Origin of the sequence: Enterococcus sp. DIV0755f (assembly GCF_051713725.1) — a bacterium.
In the GTDB taxonomy this organism is placed as follows: domain Bacteria; phylum Bacillota; class Bacilli; order Lactobacillales; family Enterococcaceae; genus Enterococcus_D; species Enterococcus_D casseliflavus.
This window is the reverse complement of record NZ_JBIOQL010000001.1, coordinates 1,251,410-1,269,638: the sequence shown is the minus strand read 5'-3', so window position 1 is coordinate 1,269,638 and position 18,229 is coordinate 1,251,410. Positions and strand designations below refer to the sequence as shown.

Sequence of the window (18,229 nt, the reverse complement as noted above, 5' to 3'; positions counted from 1 at the left end):
AAAATGGCTTTTTTATTAGAAAATCTGAACGAGATTAACTAAATTATAACAATTTTCGTAAAATTCTTTCTGTCAATAATTTCACCGATTGATGAAATTATTGAAAAAACGGCGATTCTCCTTGATACATCGCCGTTATTATTATTCGCATTTTCTTAAATTTTTCTTTTTCTCCCTTTTTTGGTTCTCATTTACCTTGTTCTCCCGCTGCTTAAAACTGTCAAAAAATACTTTTTTGTCGCTAAAAGGTGTGATACTATGAAAAAAAGGAGCGTTCAATGAAACTATGGCAGATAAACGAGTTTTCTTACAAACAAAATCGAAACCCTTTGCACCTATCTCACAGCTCTTAACCCAGCGCTTGCTTTTGGCGTATAGCATCGTCTTGATCCTCATTGGCTTGGTTGCTTCCCCTCCTCAAGCTTTGTGGCAAGGCTCGCTGGCAATCTTAAATGCCCCCAGTAATTTGATTTCTGATTATTTTGCGATCGGCAATCTTGGAAGCGCCTTTTTAAACAGTGGCTTATTGACATTGATCAGTATCCTCCTTGCGAAAAAGCAAGGAACGATTATTAGTGGACCAATGATCGCTGCTTTTTTTACCATATCTGGCTTTTCTTTTTTTGGAAAAAACATCTTTAACTCGATTCCCATTCCACTTGGTGTCTATTTATACTCTTACATACAGCAACGCCCCGCTACACAATATTCACTGGTTGCCTTATTTGGCAGTGCCGCCTCGCCGGTTATCAGTTACTTAGCATTCGGTTTAGGGTTGCCTTTACCCGTCGGGATCGCTTTTGGTTATGGCATCGGTCTATTGATCGGTTTGGCGCTTCCTCCTCTAGCAGCTCAATTTTTACAATTCCACCAAGGTTTTTCTTTGTATAATATCGGGTTTGCTGCTGGCATCATCACTATGTTTTTCACGAGTTTTTTACGCCTGTTCGACTTAGAAGTCTATTCAAACAAACAGTTGACGACGGAGTATCACTATTATCTGACTGGGTTCTTGCTCATTCTTTGTCTTGCTATGTTTCTTATCGGGTATCTTCTAAATCAGCGATCCCTCAAAGGCTTGCCTGAGCTTTTTCAAACGTCAGGGAAATTAATGACGGACTATGTCACGATTTTTTCCCTTGGGGTCACGATGATGAACATGGCGATGATGGGGATGTTGATGCTGTTCTTTGTCTTCTTCTTACAAGGCGAACTATCTGGTCCCCTTTTAGGCGCAATATTGACCGTGATAGGCTTCAGTGCATTCGGGAATCACTGGAGAAATAGTTTGCCTGTCATGGTTGGGGTGGTTTTAGCAACCAAGGTCGGTTTGACCTCTGATGTATCGACCTTCAGTTTATTGCTGACAGCGATCTTCGGCACCAGTCTAGCCCCCATCAGTGGGTATTATGGTCCAGTTGCTGGCGTAATCGCTGGGGTGGTCCATGCAGCCTTGGTCACAAATATCACCTATTTACATGGAGGATTGAACTTATACAATAATGGCTTTTCCAGTGGATTTGTCGCGGCAGCAATGGTACCATTGTTAGATGAATACCAGCAAATCAGAAGGCGGAGAAGAAAATGATTGAAAAAGAACGGGCACGGCGAATCGTCGATGAAGTGGTCACCTACTTTTTGTCCCATGACTGTCAAAAGATAATAAGTGAGATGGCCTTTGAAGCAGAGGGGTTTAAAGCAGTTGTGCAAGGTCAATTTCCAGAGCAGCCCTCTGATTTAGAACATTTTATCGACATGCTCAACACACCAAGAGATAGCACGTTAGAAAATTATTATGTGGAGCTGTTAGGCGGTCATCAAACGATCCATGAAGAAAAAGATTACTATCTATTAGGATTAATGATCGACGAAGCATCCATCATGTACGAGGATGAGCAATTGATCGTTGAATTGTATCGCAAAAAATACAACTGAAAAGCCCTACGCAAAAAACGTTTCTAAGCGGTGACCTTCACCCTTTAGAAACGTTTTTTGTTCGTTTGTCGTGACAAAAATGAAAGTTTATTGATAGATTTTTCACACTACTTTTCAGAAAACCAGCGTTATACTTTCATCATAATAAAAAACGAGGTGACCGATAGATGAAAAAACTTCTGATTGGACTTGCAGCGCTCCTCCTCATAGGGTTCGGCGCATTGCATGTCGCACAAACCGTCATCATGGGCGGCGACAGCTACTATGTCCAAATCACCACAGATGGTGAAAAGACGACTTCTAAGGATGACAATGGGAATGTCTATACGCAATACCATTACGAATTGCCAGGGTATGATGAGAACGGCAAAAGCAAAACCCTTGATTTCAACGGTTTCCAAGAACGACCATTGCGCAAAGAAGCCTATTTAAAGCTTACTTGGAACGAAAAAAAAGGGGTAACTGGCTATGAAGAGGTCAAAGAAAAAGACATCCCAACCAAAGCATTAACCCAATTAAAAGGAGCGTAACGCAACGATGGAAAAAATTATTCAAGCAAATGAACTGACCAAAGTGTATGGAAAAGCTAACGAAAAACAAACCGAAGCCTTAAAAGGTATCAGCTTTGATATTGAAAAAGGCGAATTCATTGGGATCATGGGGGCTTCTGGTTCAGGAAAATCCACCCTACTAAACATTCTTTCAACGTTGGATCATCCGACAAAAGGTGCCATTCGCATCAACAATAGCGATATCACCAAACTAAAAGGCGATGCCTTGGCGGATTTCCGCAGCCGTGAAATCGGCTTTATTTTCCAAGACTTCAATCTATTAGAAAACTTAACGGCTTCAGAAAACATCGCTGTGCCGTTGTCTTTACAAGGAGTCAAACCAAAGATCATCCAACAACGGATCAAACGAGTCGCAGAACGCTTGTCCATCACACATATTCTCGAAAAATATCCAGCAGCGATCTCTGGTGGACAAAAGCAACGGGTGGCAGCCGCTCGAGCCTTGATCACGGAACCAACGATCCTTTTTGCGGATGAACCGACAGGTGCCTTGGATTCAAAAAGTGCGAAAGACTTATTGAATATGATGGACGACTTGAATACCAATGACCAAGTGTCGATTTTATTGGTCACTCATGATCCCCTTTCTGCCAGCTATTGCCAACGTATTTTATTTATCAAGGACGGAAAGATCCATCAAGAAGTCAAACGTGAGGATCAAAGCCGTGAAGCGTTTTACCGCCAGATCCTTGTCATTCTAGGAAACTTGGAACAATAAGGAGGAAGAACACATGCTTTGGAAACTATCACTTACCGGGATCAAAGCTCGGTTGAAGGATTATATCGTCCTCTTTTCTGGTTTAGTCATGGCTTCAGCCATCTTTTATATGTTCGAATCAATGGCGAGCAATGAAGCCTTTTTAAAAAGCAACTCGATCATCAGTATGGTGGTCTTCGTCTTTCGTTTTGGCTCGGTTCTCTTAGGGATCATTACCTTTGCCTACATCTTATATGCCAATTCTTTCTTGATGGCGATGCGCCAAAAGGATTATGCCATGTTTATGATGTTAGGAGCCAAAGGACGAAAGATCGCCCAAATGATTTTTATCGAAACCTTTATGGTAGGTATCGTTGCCACCGCCGTCGGCTCTATCTTAGGGATCGGCTTAGCAAGTGGTGTCAATACTTTGCTAGTCAATCAATTAAACTTGCAGATCACCCATTATGCAGCATTTAGTCCAGAGGCATTGATCGTAACCGTCGTCTTCTTCTCGGTTCTCTTCTTGATTGCTGCCATCTTCAATGCACGGGCAATTGCCAAAAAATCGATTTTAGCATTATTACGAGAAACAAGCACGCCGGCACAAGTCAAACAACGGCCATTCTTGCTCTTCTTGCAAACCATTTTAGGTCTTTGTTCCTTAGCCATCGGCTATTATATGATGAGCGATTTGATGACCTTCCAATTGATCGGGATCGGCATCGCCCTTGTCACGATCGTTCTTGGCACATACCTAGTCTTTCGTTCGGTGATCATCGCTCTTTTATCCCTATTAAAGAAGAACGATACGATCGCATTGAAAAAGTTAAACAATTTCACCTTGTCGCAATTAAGCTTTCGGATTCGTGAGTATACCCAGATGCTTTCGATGGTGGCGATGCTTTTTGCTCTAGCATTAGGTGCCTTGACGGTTGGTCTTGGCTTTAAAAACGAGATCCCTATCTTGGCAAAAACTGTTGCCCCTTATGACTTGTATTTGAACAATGCCCAAAACGCCTCTGACGAAAAAGTCAATGCGTTAAACCCGACCCTTGATGTGACCTACAGCATGAAAGAAACGGATGACACCATTTATTACGTGAAGGAACAATTCAACGAAAACAACTTGCTCAGCTCCAGTATGGATCAGCTGAGTGTCGATGTTACTTACAACAAGCTGACTGGCGATCAATTAGCTTCTGATGTGACCGCCCAAGATCAATTGCGTAGCTACCTCTTACCAGAACAACGAGGTAAGGAGATCCAAGTCGTCGATCAAACCGCTTTTGGTGCGGTCAATGCACCGGAAACCAGCTTGCGAATGGTACAAGTCAAAGACTTTCAAGCAAGCTACGATGCGCTGCGTGATTTGGCGCAAGCAAATCAAGACGCAAATTCTTCAGAAACCGCCGATATGAATTTCTCACAACGGGTCTTCGCCTACGACAGCTATAACGGGATTTTCTCTGGTTTTGAATTTATGGGCTTCTTCCTGGGTATCGCCTTCTTGACGATGTTAGCTAGCTGCCTGATGTTCAAAATTCTTTCAGGGGCAAACAGCGACATCCAACGTTACACGATGCTGAAAAAAATCGGTACCCGCACACGTTTACTAAAAAGCTCGATCCGCAAAGAGATTGGCGTGCTTTTCCTAGTTCCTGGTATCTTAGGAATGATCCATGTCTTGTTCGGTCTAAAAATGTTCACCACCTTGATGATCGATCCGTATCATGACCTATGGCTACCTTTTGGCATCTTTATCGCCCTCTATGCCATTTATTACGTGGTGACCATTGGGTTATACACCAACATTGTTTTAAACCCAAAGAAAAAATAACAATCACACTCTGAATTGCTCAACGCAAAGAGACCATCAAGCCATAAAGGGCATGATGGTCTCTTTCATTTTTTCGTTTTTTCTCGCACAAAGGGAAAGCAAGCTTAGGGTTTGACCCCTAGATGCATCGCCGCCGCACCTCCTGCATAGCTTTTGACTTGCAACACATCAAAGCCAGCTGCCTGAAATTCTCGTTTCAATGCCTCTCTGTCAGGAAAATCCCGTGTGGACTCCTGCAGCCAGGAATATTCTTGATAGCTTTTGGCGAACAGTTTGCCAAATAACGGCATGACATGGTGAAAATAAAAAGTAAACAGTTGCCGCCAGCCGATCAGTGTGGGCTGTGATGTTTCGAGACAAACGATTTTCCCGCCTGGGCGCAGCACCCGATGGATCTCTGCCAAGACTTGTTGGCGATCCGCGACATTTCTCAACCCGAACCCGATCGTCACATAATCAAAGTGCTCGTCTGGAAAGCTTAATGCCATCGCATTGCCAGTCTGCCACTGGATCTGCGTTTGTTGCTTTTTCTGGGCCTTTTCTTTGGCAACCGTTAACATTTCTTCGCTAAAATCAACGCCGGTCACTTGCCCCGTCGGACCGACCGCTTCATTCAATGCAAACGCCCAATCCCCGGTACCGCAGCATAAATCTAATATCTCCGCACCCATTGGTACTGCCATTCGTTTCATGGTATCCTTGCGCCACCGTTTGTGCAGCTGAAAGGAGATAATACCGTTCATTCGATCATAACGGGAAGCGATCGATTCAAATACATCATGTACTTTTGTTTCTTTGGCTGTTGTTGCCATTGCGGCACGTCCTTTCTTTGTTCCCTTCGTTTTGCTGTTGCTTCACGTGCTTCTGCTTTTTAGTCTAGCACGAAAAAACCTGCGGAACAAAAACCCTGCTTTCTCCTTTTCCTCCAGTCATTTTCCCACCAAAAAACAGCCTTTCCTACATAGATCCCCACGTTGTTGACCAAGGCAATTCGGTCAGCAATAAGCGGATCCAGCAGTGAAAGACTGTTCTTCTAGCTTTTAAAACAGGTTATTCACGTTTAATCGATGAAGTCCCAGATATTGTTCCAATAAGAAACACGGTCTGCACCATTTTCGTCTTTGTAGCGCACAGAAATCAAATTACGGATGTCATGGACAGGAATATCAAGGGTGACAGAATCTGTGACGGGTCTTTGCTGCACGTTGTATGTTCGATAAAAGGTGCCATCCATATAGACGTCAAAGGTACTAAGATTGGAATAAAAAATCTGCAGCTGATTGTTATGAACAGCAAGGTTGATCAACTCACCAGTGACAGCGCGTGTACCTGTCTGCAGCGTGAGACTGTCTTCCCCTACCAGGATGTTTTCCGTCTCTGGCTGATTCCCCGAAACTCTACCGTTGATCGTTACTGGGGTCAGACCGTTCCCAGCAGCTGCCTGTTCATCCACCCGAGCAGTCAAGTTCCATTCTATGCGATCTCCAGGTGCGATCGGGCGTTCTAAATGGATCGTGATACGATCGCCAGAAAGAGTTGCCGAGGCGACATTGTCTTGATACACGAGCGCATCGACATTTAAGAACGTCAATAAATTCGGCGAGATATCTAGCGTCACGACAGCATTTTCAATATCGTCTTTCCCAGAATTTCGTGCATCGTTGCTTTCTACGATCGTCCGCAAGATCAATTGATTGCCGACGGTGATAATCGGATTGCCTTCTTCATCTCGATCAAAGCTTTGCGGTACTCGCAACGTAATCGATGGGTCAGAAGGTCGAATACTGGTGACTTCAAAGGAGAGCGCTGGTGGGAAACGTTCATCGCCAATGGCATCACGATACCCTAAATAGTCCTCGTAATCGCTGGCGGACGGATTCGTACTCCCCAACTGTCCATTGGGTTCCGTCGTGGTCGTATCTGGTAACGTTCCTACGAAATCGTCGTAACGATCATTGGCAAAATCTTTCGCGTAAAATTCGATATACACATCCTCTTCAGGATCAAGACGACGTGGCAATTGATACTGCCATGGCACGGCGTTGCCTTGTTCGGCATCAAGTGTAATATGACATATGGGTCACCTGAAGCATCACGGATCAATCCTTGCGCGGTACTCGCATAAATGGCGACGCGCTCTTTTGGCTGGTCGTCTTGCGGAGAATGAAAATCCATGATACCCGAAACTGTTGTCGTCCGTTCATTAAAGACCTGATCCTCTGCCACTTGCAGACCAGTCGGTGGTCGTACATCCACGACGACCGCATCAGGCAAAGCGGCAATACTCTCTTCTGTTGCATGAATGAAAATCGAATCATCAACATCCTCCATCGTGGGGTCTACTCCTCGGTGGGCACGCAGCACTTCAAAACGTTGACCTGTCTTGAAAAAGTCGTCCCTCGTCCATGCGATCACACCACTATGCACCTCACCAAAAACATCGACAGTTGATTTTGAGGAAAGCCATTGCGTTTCAAGCTGGTTGCCTGCTTCGTCCTTCAAAGCAACTTCCACCCAGACCTCATCATCCCAAGCATCGCGAATCGCCCCCGTATATTCATACGGAACGACCGCTTTGGCATAAAAGGTTTTGTCGGCATTGGTAGGGGTCACTAAGTGCTGGATCATTGGCGGATAATTATTGGCAGAAAATCGCGTGTAGGCATTCCCGCCCCTAAAAGTCGTACTGTTGAATTCATTTGAAAAAGGCTCTCCCGGTTGCGGACTAACGATTTGTGCAAAATTGACATTGCCTAGTTGATAGCTCAATGGATTCCAGAAATTGTCCGGATCACCATCTAGATTCACTCCGTTGCGTTTTTCCCAAACCGCTAGTCCCACACGATTAGACGTAAAGGTACTGTTACGATTTGAGTTTGAGAACGCTTGTCCGCCATTGGGTCGATTGTTTCGAAAATCATAAAACAGTGGTTCATCAATCACAAAATTACTTCTTGCGACCGAACTGATTATTCCATTATTTGCGCCTAGGGTGCGTCCTTCCATTCGAAAGGTCGCGTCTTTTCCAGCTAAGAACTCGGCTTCTCCGCCTTGCATCCAAACAGCAGGTCCACGATGTGCATAGATGTGGATTCGACTGTTTTCACCTTGTGCACTAAAGACCGAGGTTCCACTGCCATCAAGGGGAAATTGAATCCCTTGTCGACCAGCCCTATCTTCACCATTACTGGCAGTAATGGTGGAATCAGCAGATGGGTCAAATTCTCGATCTTCATCATTGTACTGATCAAATACGGCAAAACCTGTTTCATCAATATAGATGCCATCATCTGCCGCAGTCCTGGTGCCTGCATGGTTAAAAATATTCAACTGACCGGCTGACTCCACATAGAACTCGTTATCTCGACCATACATCCGCACAGCAGCCGAATTCCCATGGTATTTGACGATATTCATTCTCCCTTGGTCGGCAAGCACAAAGGTCTGCTCCCCTACTAAGCGAAACCGCATGACAGAAGCATAGTCATGATTTTGACCATCGCCAAATAGATTAAACTGCGACCCTTCCCCAGTTACCGTCACATTGCCACCGAGCTCGGTGTCTCTTGACGCTTTGGAAATTTGATTGACAAAAGCAGCGGTTCCTCTCGGTACACCATTCGTGGGACTGGGGGCTCTAGAATACGAGTTTACGACCGCTCCGCCAGAAATAATGGTACGGGAAAACTTGTTGTTCCTCTCATCCCGTTGTCCAATCAAGGAAATGATTGCACCGTCAGCTCCCGCTAAGTCCATTTGTGATGAGGCATTTAAGACGGTGCCTTCACCATCGACTTCAAAAATCACCTCATTTGTGCGATTTTCCATATTCGCCCAAATTACTTGTCGCTGAACGCTGTAGAGCTCTACCTTGGAACCCTTATTGACTCGAAACGAGGTTGAAATGTTGTTGTTATTTGGATGAAGTCGAAAAATTGGCCGAGTATTTGAGATCTTGACATCCGCCTCATCCGTGATCAAGACACTTTTGACATTAAAGCTGCCAGTATCCGAACTGTTGCCCGCGGCTGCGTTCCTGTGAGCCACCCAATGGAACGTTCCGCGAATCTCGAGATTTCCTTGCTGTAAATAAAGGAAATTATTGCCCGTACTGCCCTCTAGCACACCACTTTTTGCCTCGATATTTTCTATTTTGACCGTCCAAAAAGCTGAAGCTGCCAACGATTGTTGATAGATCAATGCGTTTAATCCTAGATTGTTCCCCTGAAAATCGATCGTCATATTTTTTAACTCAAAGACCGCTGGCTGACGATCATGGGTAGTCGTCAGTTCAAAGAAACGTCCAGTAGGATTCGTGCTATAGTTTGGTGTCCCGTTCGTGTTGAAACGCTTCGGTGTGGTTAAGGTAAAGCCATTCCCATCGATGGACACCGACCGATTCAACGCCGTTAAACGATTGTTGGCCTCATTCGTATAATCAGCGGTAATGTCAGCGAGAAACACGATTTCAGAGATCGATGAATTACTGAAAGCAGCCCGCAGCTCTTGATAGTCCGAAACTTCGGCACGCTCTCCTTGTGTCGCCCGTTCTGAAAGCAGTTCGACTGCCGCTGACTCATTGGTTTCCTGCTGCTGAACGTCAAGCAAGGCTGCTTCTTCTACAGCCTTGTCAGCTTCCAATCGCAAGGCTTGTCGTTCCTCGAGAGAAGGCGGAGCGATTTTTTGCAGTGTCCGGTTTCCCCGCTTAAGAACAAATTCGATGGCGTCTTCTTCTCCTAAAGAGACTGGTAATGCCAAGGACAACGTTTCTTCCGTAGGCGCCACTTCGATTTCCACACCATAAACACCCTCTTGTTCAGCTGGATGCAAGGTCGCTTCTTCCAGCTCAAGCATTTCAAACATTTCTAATGACACCAGCGCTTCATGATTCGCCATCAAGAAAAGCGTCTCGCCCGCAGCTTGTTCCGATTCGATCGTCAATACATATTGTCCTGTTTCTGGGTCAAAGTGACCGGACACTTCATAAGAATTGCCACCATGGATAGCAAAGACCGCATACAAGACAGAAATAACGATAAAACCCCCTAATGCAGCGGCAGCCAGTTTGATTTTCGAGACAGTCGCTAGAACAGTAAATGATTTCATCTAGGCACCCCTTTCCTTTGATTACTCCAACAGTTCTTGTCCCGTTTCAAAGCTTGATAGATAATACAGCTTGATAACGACACTTGCCGAAAACGCATCTGCTCCTGACGTATTGCTTCCTTGCCGATATTCGACTGATTCAACTTTTAAAAAGCGATTCAGGTTTTCCATCCGATCAATAAAACGCACGATTCCTTCATTCGTCTCACTCAGGAGGTCAAAGCCGATCCTTGTGACCCGAAATTGCGTAGCCAAAGGATTGTCACCAGTCTGATCTGCCATTTGTTCTGGTGTAGGGTAAAGCATCTCCTCATTAAAGGTCGATTGCAAAATCGTGATCGGCAATTCCGTTTCAAGGGCAGCGAGATCGGTAAAATAAGACTCGATCGCCATGCCATTGGGAATGATCGGCACCTCATTGACCGTCTCTGATGAAAGAAGGTCTGGTTCCCCTTGCAGGTAGACCAACTGTTCTTGAATGTCGCGGATCTCAGCTTCGATCCCAGCTAATTCCTGAGCCAATTCGATCCCTTCGGCACGTTTGGGGTTCAGCAAAAATAGCCAAAATATGAGTACGGAGGTAGCGAGAACTAGTGCAATCACTGCGGAGATGATGATGTGTTTTTTGGAGAAAAAGACTCTAGTCATCCGCTTCCACCTCGCTTTCTTCTTCGCTGTCTTCACTGATCACTTGTGGTGCATCGATTCGTGAGAGATAGACAGTGATGCGCCCATCTTGCGGCGTTGAACTATGAGAGAAGGATTGATAGGTCACATGATGTACCCAATCGATTGCTTCAAAAGCTGATTTGAGGCGAATCAGACTTTCATAAACATCCCCTTGGACCGCCAAGTTCACCGAAGGAAACAATGGCGTGCCGTCTTGGGCTGTTTCGGACGTTCCCCCATCGCTATTTAGCAGCAAATTATACGAATTGATGGTCACATCGATCCCTGATGCCACTTCCTCAAAGGTTTCCATAATAGGCGCTGTGAAATATTTCTCTTGCTTTTGCAGGGCAATGAATTCTTGTAGGTCTTGAGATTTTGACGCCAACATCTCTTCTAACTGGCGCTGAAAGACGATACGCTCTGCTTGACTAGACATGATATTGCTTTGATTATTGGTCACCAAACGTTGATAATACCAAAAGCCTAACCCACAAACCCCAACGACAACTAACGAAAGGAGAAGCGACACCGAAAGAATGACTTCAAACGCCCGATTACGAATAAATTTATTAGGCAATAGATTGATGTTCATGGTTACACCTCTTTCGTCGCTAATCCCGCAGCCAAGACATAGCGGTCGGGAATTTTTTTCTTGCTGGTTTCACTTACTTTTGCAGAAATCGTTTTGACTGGCAAAGAAGATACGTCGTGAAAAATTTCTTGGACTTCTTTGCGCAGCATTGGATGACCGCCGACTAAGTAGATTTTTTTCAATTCACAATCAGGCGAGATTTCCTGATAATAGTAAGCAATCACCGAATTCAGGGTTTCTGCCAACCCTTCCAGCGCTTGGATCTCCGCACTTTCCCTAAAGTTCACTTGCACAGATTGGGCTTTTTCAATATATTTCCAATTGGCTTGATTATAATCTTCATACTGCAAGTAGGTCGGCACCAATTCTTCAAAAAAGGTAATATTGGCGATACCAGCATCTAACTCGACCAGCACGAAATTTTCACTCCAGTTGATCTGTCGCTGAAACATACGACTATACGCCAGAAAACTGCAATCGACGCCCATCAGCTGATGGCCGCCTTTTTTCAATGTGTCGCCGAGTTGAATCAAAATCGGCTCTGATGTGACCACGACTGGCACATTGCCATTGATGGTAAACCGATTCCGCTGGATGACCACAGCTTGCGGCTCTGCTTTTTCTTCCTTCTTACTGGCTTTTCTCTTTTGTGCTTTTGGTGCTTTTTGCTTGTTGCCTTTACCTAGGATCAGTAGATCAAAGATCGGGTTTTCAAAAGGCAAGGAGATGGACTCCCCCAATTCAAAATACAAGTACTCGCGAATCTCTTTTTCCGAGTTCATCTTGCCGATTGGGATCTGCTTGATCAGCAGACGAGAATTCAGCGCCGTGATCACCACACTCATCGTGCGTAATCCCAAGCGTTTGGCGATCTCATTGAAGGCGGCTTCAAGACTATCAGGATTGCGCAGCTTATCATCTTTAAAAATCGTACCATTCACGACCAGCTCGCCGTATTTGAGACGGTCACCTTTTTTGGTACAGTAACGGATGCAGTTTTTTTGGATGTCGATCCCAACTAAGCGGGGAATTGTTTTTTTGCCAAACATACGAGGACCTGCTTTCTTCTTGTTGGTTTTTATGAAGGAACCAACGTTATTTCTATGTACAACGCTTGCTTAGCAAATCAAGCAAACGCCAAGGTCAGCAACCCGATTCAAAGGAACCAGCCGCTGCCAAGATAAACCATGCCAGTAGCAATGGCGATAAAGGGACCAAAAGCAATGTAGCGGCTTTTGACTTTGCCCCGTAGCATTTGGATCACGTAAAAAATCACTGCCAAGCAAGAAGCGACAAATAAAACGGTCAAGACTTGCACTGGGCCGATATACACGCCTAAGACGGCAAATAATTTGATATCGCCGCCACCCATGCCTTTTTTACTGAGCTCCGCTAAGAGATACAATGGCAAGAAGCCAGCAAAGAAGCCAACGAGCCAATACCACCAAAATTCATTTTGCGGTTGGATCAACCGTAAACCGATCCCTCCAGCGAAAAAAGGGGCTAACACTTTATTGGGGATCAACTGATAGAAGATGTCGCTGGCAGAAATAATGGCTAATAAGGCTAATAAACACCAAGCGGCAATCACTTCAGCAGTGCCCCAAAACAGCAAGGTCGTACCCGTAAATAGCATGCCGATCAACACTTCATAAAGAAAAGCAATCAGCGGGATCTTTTTTTGACACTTGCGGCACTTGCCTTTTAAAATAAGGTATGATAAAACTGGAATGAGGTCCCTTGCACCTAATGTCTGTTGGCAGTCATCACAGTGCGAGCGAGTCAGCAGGGATTCCTTTTTGGGAACCCGCCAACCAACCACTAGGAAAAAAGAACCTAGACACATTCCTATGATGAAAAGATAACCAATGATTAGGCCCATTGGGATCTGTTGCAAAATTTCGTTCATAAAAAACTCCTTTTTTCCTGGGGGTTGAGTTGCCGTACACCTTAGGTCAGGTTAGTGACTTAAGGTGTTTTTAGTTTCTTTAGTCATCTGACTCTGATGGAAAGACCTGATCTCTTGTTAGACCAGTGATAAAGGCTTGGTCTACAGGCGCATCAGACTCTCCAATTTCAGCATTTCCTTTTTGACCGGCTCTTAAAATTCCAGCAGGAATATATACTCTCAATGAACCATCATCAGTGATGGAAAACTCCACATTATTTGGCGAATGCGAAGTTCCTGGTGTACCATCTGTATTCGGAGTACCAACCCAAGAATTACTATTAAGTAATCCATCGTCCATTACATCTTGTAAGGTAAATTCCAAAATTGAATCCGCTGTTCCATCATTCAAATTACTATTAGTTGATTGGTAGAGTACTGCTGCTGAGAAAGCTTGCTGAATATCAGAAACTGCTGCATCTTCACGAGCATTTTGAATCACGTTGCCGATCGCAATAACCCCGATCCCAGCGATGATCGCTAAGATAACGACTACTGCCAGCAACTCGACCAAGGAGAGGCCGCGCTCGTCTTTCAATAATTTATTCAATCGATTGTCTGTTGTTTCTTCTGCTAAAATTGCATCAATCATAGTGTGTTTACTCCTCCTGTTTCTTCCATATATATTAAACAAGCCGTCTAGGTGGCTTGATAATACCAAAATCATTACCCTTGGATCGCACCGAATAAATCGAACATCGGGATCATGATCGCCGCAACGATCAAGCCAACGATCACACAGATTATCAAGATGACAATCGGTTCCATGATCGTTTTCAGTCGCTTACTGGTTTCATCAACTTCTTTTTGATAGATGATACTCAATCGCTTCAGCATGTCCTCTAGGGAACCAGTACTTTCACCAATCTCGACCATCTGGGTCACTAACATCGGAACCATCATGTTGCCGCGAAAGACATCGCTCATCTTGCCGCCTTCTTCAATTTGAAAGGCACAATTATCGATGATCCGCTTGATGTATTTATTGGCAACGACATCCCGACTCATATTCAAGGCGGTCACCATACCGACAGAACTGCTGAGCAATGTCGACATGGTTGTCATAAATAATGAAAAACTATTTTTGGTGATCATATCGCCAATCAGCGGAATACGTAATAGAAAACTTTGAAAAGCGAAATCGAAGGTTGGATTGCGTCGTGCGATCCACAGTCCGACGAAAAATCCGACGATCAAGACGGCTAAAACCCACCCTCTGGTCTGAAGGAACTCGCTGATCGCCATCGTTGCGACGGTGATCGTCGGCAGATCGGCATCAAATCCTTCAAATACTTCCACAAACATCGGGACGATCATTACCAATAAAATGATCCCTACGATAAAGGTTAAAATCACTAAAATAATCGGATAAACCATCGCGGTGACGATGCCGCTACGGTTTTCGGCGCTTTTTTCATAGTAATCTGCCATATCCTTCAAATTTCCTTCCAGTGATCCAGACATCTCCGAAACAGCGATGACACTGGTCAGAAGTGTCGGAAAGGCATTGGGATGATCTTTGTAGGCTTCTGAAAGCGGGCGTCCGCTATCAATCTCATCCCGAACTTCACCAAGAATTTTCTTGAAATTCGGGTTTTTTTGTTGCTCTTCCAGCATTCGTGAAGCATCAACGATCGTAATTCCCGAAGCGATCAATGTCGAAAACTGGCGTAAATACCCTACCAGCAGTTTTAACGAAACTTTTGTAAAGAGTTGAATCTCTTTATTCGCCAAGGTTTCTGGCTGTTCGATCAAGCTGTTGACTTTGATGTGCTTTTGGCGCAGTTTTTGGCGGGCTTCGACGGAGGAATTGGCACGCAAGCTGCCAGAAAACGTTTCACCACGGACATTGGTGCCTTGATAGGCAAAGAGTGCCATCGGCTATTCGCCCCCTTCCTCCATTAAGTTATCTGCCACATCGGCATCGACCCGTTCCGCAGCAACCAGTTCTTCTAAAGAAGCGCTCATGGTATGCATGCCTTCGTTTTTCCCCATCTGCAGCATATTATGGATTTGGTGGGTTTTCCCTTGACGGATCAAGCTGGCGATCCCTCGGGTATTGAGCATCATCTCAGTTGCTGCTACCCGTCCGTTGCCATCGATCGTTGGCAGCAAGCGCTGGGACAAGATCCCTAGTAATGCGCCAGCAAGCTGTGTACGAATCTGAGTCTGCTGATCGGCAGGAAAGACATCGACGATCCGTTCAATGGTCGCTGGGGCACTTGACGTATGCAAGGTTCCTAATACCAAGTGTCCCGTTTCCGCTGCCGTCAAGGCAATCGAGATCGTTTCAAAATCCCGCAGCTCCCCTACTAAGATGACGTCTGGATCTTGCCGCAGGGCTGCTCGTAAGCCATTGCCAAAGGACATGGTGTCGCTGCCGACTTCCCGCTGGGCAACGATGCTTTTTTTGTGGTTATGGATGTACTCGATCGGGTCTTCCAACGTCAAAATATGCGTCTTTTTGGTGTCATTCAAATAGTCCAGCATCGCAGCCAGTGTCGTTGATTTCCCTGAACCGGTCGGCCCTGTAACTAAGAACAAGCCTTGGCTTTTATGGATCAGGGTCCGCAAGACGGTCGGCATACCGAGTTTGCTTAATTTCGGGATCTCGATGGGGATCTGCCGCAAGGCGATCGAAACGGTATCTTTTTGACGGAAAATATTGACCCGAAAGCGGCAGATGTCGCCTAATTCGTAGGCCAAATCGGTCTCGCCCTTTTCCTTGAATTCCTCCCATTGCCGTTGGTTGCAAAGGATTTCGGCAATGGCTTCGATGTCCTTGGTGTCGATGGTTGGCACCCCTTCGATCGGTAGCAAGTCGCCGTGGCGACGAAAAATCGGCGGTACGCCTTCGACTAAATGGATATCTGATGCTTTTTGTTCCACAGCGATCATCAGCCAATGATCGATCCGCTCTTTAGGTGACATGGCAGCAAACTGCGCAGCTTCGTTGCGATTGACGCCCTGTGCACTGCTGGCAGTCGTCGTTTTTGTCGCTGCTTGCCGTTCTGCTTTTTGAATGATCTCCCGCGTTGAGACAGATCGGTCTTGATCGCTCTGGCGATTGCGGGCACGTTTTTTTTCTCTCAGTTCACGATTTTCACGGATGCGGGTACGGGTCGGAGCTGTTTTTTCTCTCGTCGCCCTTTTGGTTGCTCGCTCTTGTGTTGCCACTCTCGTTTGATCCATTAAACCAGCCCCTTTCTATGTGCATTTCCTTTTAAAACAATGTATGTAGTTCTTCGGTGATCCCTAGATCACCGATAAATCAATCCGTGTCTCACTCTTCTGCGGCGACCACCTTCAAGACTTCTTCGATGGTGGAAAATCCTTGTTGCACTTTGTCTAACCCATCATCCAACAAAAAGCGCATCTTTCGTTCCTGAATATAATCCATCAGCTGGTCGTTGGTCGCTTTGTTCGTGATCATACGGCGCAGCTTGGCATCGATCGTCAACAGCTCTTGGACGGCCATTCGCCCTTTGAATCCTGTATTGCCACACTTTGGACAGCCCACAGGCTGTGCCAGTTCCGTAACCGTGATGCCATAGGATTCAAATAACTGCTTGTCCTTGTCGCTGGCTGGTCCTACTGTCTTACAAGAAGAACAAAGGGTTCGGACGAGCCGTTGAGCTAAGATGCCTTCTAACGCATTGGCGACCAGAAACGGTTCTACCCCCATATCGACTAAGCGATTGATGGTACTGACGGAATCGTTGGTATGCAGGGTGGATAATACCAAGTGCCCAGTCATGGAAGCCCGAATCGCAATCTCCGCCGTTTCGCCATCCCGAATCTCTCCCACCATCACGACATTGGGGTCTTGCCGCAAGATCGACCGTAACCCAGCGGAAAAGGTCAAACCGACGTTGCTGTTAACTGCCACTTGGTTGATGCCTTGCAGCTGAAACTCTACTGGGTCTTCGACGGTGATAATATTGATCTCAGGCGTGTTCAACTCTTGCAGCGCTGCATACAAGGAAGATGATTTCCCTGATCCTGTCGGTCCAGTGACAAGAATGATCCCGTGGGGTTTATGCAAAATCGCTTTAAAGGTTGCCAATACCTTCGGTTCAAAGCGAAACTCATCTAGGCGTCGAATGCCACTGGAGCGATCCAGCACCCGAATCACGACTTTCTCCCCATGAATGACAGGTAAAACCGAGACCCGCAAATCAACCACGTTGCCCCCGTTACGAATCATTGCCCGACCATCTTGTGGCACACGTGTTTCGGTGATATCCAAGGAGGAAATGATTTTCAGTCGTGAAGTAACACCAGTCTGAATACTCTTAGGCAAGTTTTCATGGGTACGAAGCTCCCCATCGACCCGTAAGCGGACGACTAATCCTTTTTCTTGTGGATCGAAATGGATATCACTGGCGCCCCGATCCACCGCATCTTGCAGCAGGGTATTGACCAATTTGACGATCGGCGAATCATCTAATTTTGAGTCGCCTTCTGGATCGATGGTTTCAACGAGAGAGTCGCTCAAGCCATCCAAACTGATCTCAGAAGGGTAATCGCGAACGATCAGTTGTTGGATATCGGCATTGTGGGCTTTTTGCGGACGAATCAATAACCCAGTGATCAAACGCATTTCATTAATCGCCGCATAATCTCCAGGGTTTGCCATCGCAACGGTCAAACGATTGCCTTTTTTCTCTAACGGAAAGACGCTGTGCTGTTTGGCAAACGAGCGGGGGATCAGGGACAAAACCTCTGAGCTAATCTCTAAGTCAAACAGGTTGCCTGTTTGTGTTTTCTCAGCGGTGGTTGAACTTGGACTACTCTCTGACTTTTTGAGAGGCCTTCTAGGTTTTCTACGTGGCGTTCTTTCACTTGATTGCGGCAACTGGCGCCC

General features: G+C 45.6%; 16 protein-coding genes. 5 read left to right on the top strand and 11 right to left on the bottom strand.

The window, feature by feature from the left end:
• The first annotated feature begins 286 nt into the window (after positions 1 to 286).
• The 5 genes from IGI73_RS05645 to IGI73_RS05625 all read left to right on the top strand — a co-directional run bounded on the left by IGI73_RS05645 (position 287) and on the right by IGI73_RS05625 (position 5,044).
• Entirely contained in the window at positions 287 to 1,588 is a 1,302-nt protein-coding gene (locus tag IGI73_RS05645) for a DUF1576 domain-containing protein (RefSeq protein ID WP_270787609.1), read from the top strand.
• Positions 1,585 to 1,935, top strand: a complete 351-nt coding sequence (locus IGI73_RS05640) for a hypothetical protein (protein WP_010747917.1) — start codon at positions 1,585 to 1,587, stop codon at positions 1,933 to 1,935. The genes IGI73_RS05645 and IGI73_RS05640 overlap by 4 nt, the downstream gene beginning before the upstream one ends.
• Before the next feature lie 167 nt (positions 1,936 to 2,102).
• Positions 2,103 to 2,465, top strand: coding sequence for a YxeA family protein (locus tag IGI73_RS05635; protein ID WP_428206390.1), 363 nt, complete (start codon positions 2,103 to 2,105; stop codon positions 2,463 to 2,465).
• Positions 2,466 to 2,472: 7 nt separating this feature from the next.
• Positions 2,473 to 3,225, top strand: coding sequence for an ABC transporter ATP-binding protein (locus IGI73_RS05630; RefSeq protein WP_428206391.1), 753 nt, complete (start codon positions 2,473 to 2,475; stop codon positions 3,223 to 3,225).
• Positions 3,226 to 3,238: 13 nt separating this feature from the next.
• Complete coding sequence (locus tag IGI73_RS05625; RefSeq protein ID WP_422700479.1) at positions 3,239 to 5,044, top strand: ABC transporter permease; 1,806 nt, start codon at positions 3,239 to 3,241, stop codon at positions 5,042 to 5,044.
• A 104-nt stretch (positions 5,045 to 5,148) separates the two neighbouring features.
• Here IGI73_RS05625 and IGI73_RS05620 read toward each other — a convergent pair whose 3' ends face one another.
• The 11 genes from IGI73_RS05620 to IGI73_RS05570 all read right to left on the bottom strand — a co-directional run bounded on the left by IGI73_RS05620 (position 5,149) and on the right by IGI73_RS05570 (position 18,220).
• Positions 5,149 to 5,856: a demethylmenaquinone methyltransferase gene (locus IGI73_RS05620; protein ID WP_438759136.1), complete on the bottom strand. Its 708-nt coding sequence runs from the start codon at positions 5,854 to 5,856 to the stop codon at positions 5,149 to 5,151.
• A 248-nt stretch (positions 5,857 to 6,104) separates the two neighbouring features.
• Positions 6,105 to 7,034, bottom strand: coding sequence for a hypothetical protein (locus IGI73_RS05615; protein WP_438759135.1), 930 nt, complete (start codon positions 7,032 to 7,034; stop codon positions 6,105 to 6,107).
• Complete coding sequence (locus IGI73_RS05610; protein ID WP_438759134.1) at positions 6,977 to 10,150, bottom strand: pectate lyase-like adhesive domain-containing protein; 3,174 nt, start codon at positions 10,148 to 10,150, stop codon at positions 6,977 to 6,979. Before IGI73_RS05610 ends, IGI73_RS05615 begins: the two co-directional genes overlap by 58 nt.
• A gap of 21 nt (positions 10,151 to 10,171) precedes the next feature.
• Complete coding sequence (locus IGI73_RS05605) at positions 10,172 to 10,798, bottom strand: hypothetical protein (protein WP_087627265.1); 627 nt, start codon at positions 10,796 to 10,798, stop codon at positions 10,172 to 10,174.
• Positions 10,791 to 11,414, bottom strand: coding sequence for a hypothetical protein (locus IGI73_RS05600; RefSeq protein ID WP_074536887.1), 624 nt, complete (start codon positions 11,412 to 11,414; stop codon positions 10,791 to 10,793). The genes IGI73_RS05605 and IGI73_RS05600 overlap by 8 nt, the downstream gene beginning before the upstream one ends.
• 2 nt (positions 11,415 to 11,416) lie before the next feature.
• On the bottom strand, positions 11,417 to 12,463 hold the full coding sequence (pilM, locus tag IGI73_RS05595; protein WP_422700476.1) for a type IV pilus biogenesis protein PilM: 1,047 nt from the start codon (positions 12,461 to 12,463) through the stop codon (positions 11,417 to 11,419).
• Positions 12,464 to 12,570: 107 nt separating this feature from the next.
• The gene (locus IGI73_RS05590; RefSeq protein WP_008378680.1) at positions 12,571 to 13,323 is read right to left on the bottom strand and encodes a prepilin peptidase; all 753 of its coding nucleotides are present in this window, start codon (positions 13,321 to 13,323) and stop codon (positions 12,571 to 12,573) included.
• A 79-nt stretch (positions 13,324 to 13,402) separates the two neighbouring features.
• Positions 13,403 to 13,954 (bottom strand): type II secretion system protein, encoded by a 552-nt coding sequence (locus IGI73_RS05585; protein ID WP_142967757.1) that lies wholly within the window; start codon positions 13,952 to 13,954, stop codon positions 13,403 to 13,405.
• Between the two features lie 74 nt (positions 13,955 to 14,028).
• Positions 14,029 to 15,240: a type II secretion system F family protein gene (locus IGI73_RS05580; protein WP_428206393.1), complete on the bottom strand. Its 1,212-nt coding sequence runs from the start codon at positions 15,238 to 15,240 to the stop codon at positions 14,029 to 14,031.
• A 3-nt stretch (positions 15,241 to 15,243) separates the two neighbouring features.
• A complete protein-coding gene (locus IGI73_RS05575; RefSeq protein WP_015509432.1) occupies positions 15,244 to 16,554 on the bottom strand; it encodes a type IV pilus twitching motility protein PilT in 1,311 nt (436 codons plus the stop codon).
• Positions 16,555 to 16,645: 91 nt separating this feature from the next.
• Entirely contained in the window at positions 16,646 to 18,220 is a 1,575-nt protein-coding gene (locus IGI73_RS05570) for a GspE/PulE family protein (protein WP_428206394.1), read from the bottom strand.
• Positions 18,221 to 18,229: the final 9 nt, after the last annotated feature.

Coding starts and splice junctions, on each gene's coding strand:
- IGI73_RS05645 (WP_270787609.1), top strand. CDS start 287: ATGGCAGATAAACGAGTTTTCTTACAAACAAAATCGAAACCCTTTGCA.
- IGI73_RS05640 (WP_010747917.1), top strand. CDS start 1,585: ATGATTGAAAAAGAACGGGCACGGCGAATCGTCGATGAAGTGGTCACC.
- IGI73_RS05635 (WP_428206390.1), top strand. CDS start 2,103: ATGAAAAAACTTCTGATTGGACTTGCAGCGCTCCTCCTCATAGGGTTC.
- IGI73_RS05630 (WP_428206391.1), top strand. CDS start 2,473: ATGGAAAAAATTATTCAAGCAAATGAACTGACCAAAGTGTATGGAAAA.
- IGI73_RS05625 (WP_422700479.1), top strand. CDS start 3,239: ATGCTTTGGAAACTATCACTTACCGGGATCAAAGCTCGGTTGAAGGAT.
- IGI73_RS05620 (WP_438759136.1), bottom strand. CDS start 5,856: ATGGCAACAACAGCCAAAGAAACAAAAGTACATGATGTATTTGAATCG.
- IGI73_RS05610 (WP_438759134.1), bottom strand. CDS start 10,150: ATGAAATCATTTACTGTTCTAGCGACTGTCTCGAAAATCAAACTGGCT.
- IGI73_RS05605 (WP_087627265.1), bottom strand. CDS start 10,798: ATGACTAGAGTCTTTTTCTCCAAAAAACACATCATCATCTCCGCAGTG.
- IGI73_RS05600 (WP_074536887.1), bottom strand. CDS start 11,414: ATGAACATCAATCTATTGCCTAATAAATTTATTCGTAATCGGGCGTTT.
- pilM (WP_422700476.1), bottom strand. CDS start 12,463: ATGTTTGGCAAAAAAACAATTCCCCGCTTAGTTGGGATCGACATCCAA.
- IGI73_RS05590 (WP_008378680.1), bottom strand. CDS start 13,323: ATGAACGAAATTTTGCAACAGATCCCAATGGGCCTAATCATTGGTTAT.
- IGI73_RS05585 (WP_142967757.1), bottom strand. CDS start 13,954: ATGATTGATGCAATTTTAGCAGAAGAAACAACAGACAATCGATTGAAT.
- IGI73_RS05580 (WP_428206393.1), bottom strand. CDS start 15,240: ATGGCACTCTTTGCCTATCAAGGCACCAATGTCCGTGGTGAAACGTTT.
- IGI73_RS05575 (WP_015509432.1), bottom strand. CDS start 16,554: ATGGATCAAACGAGAGTGGCAACACAAGAGCGAGCAACCAAAAGGGCG.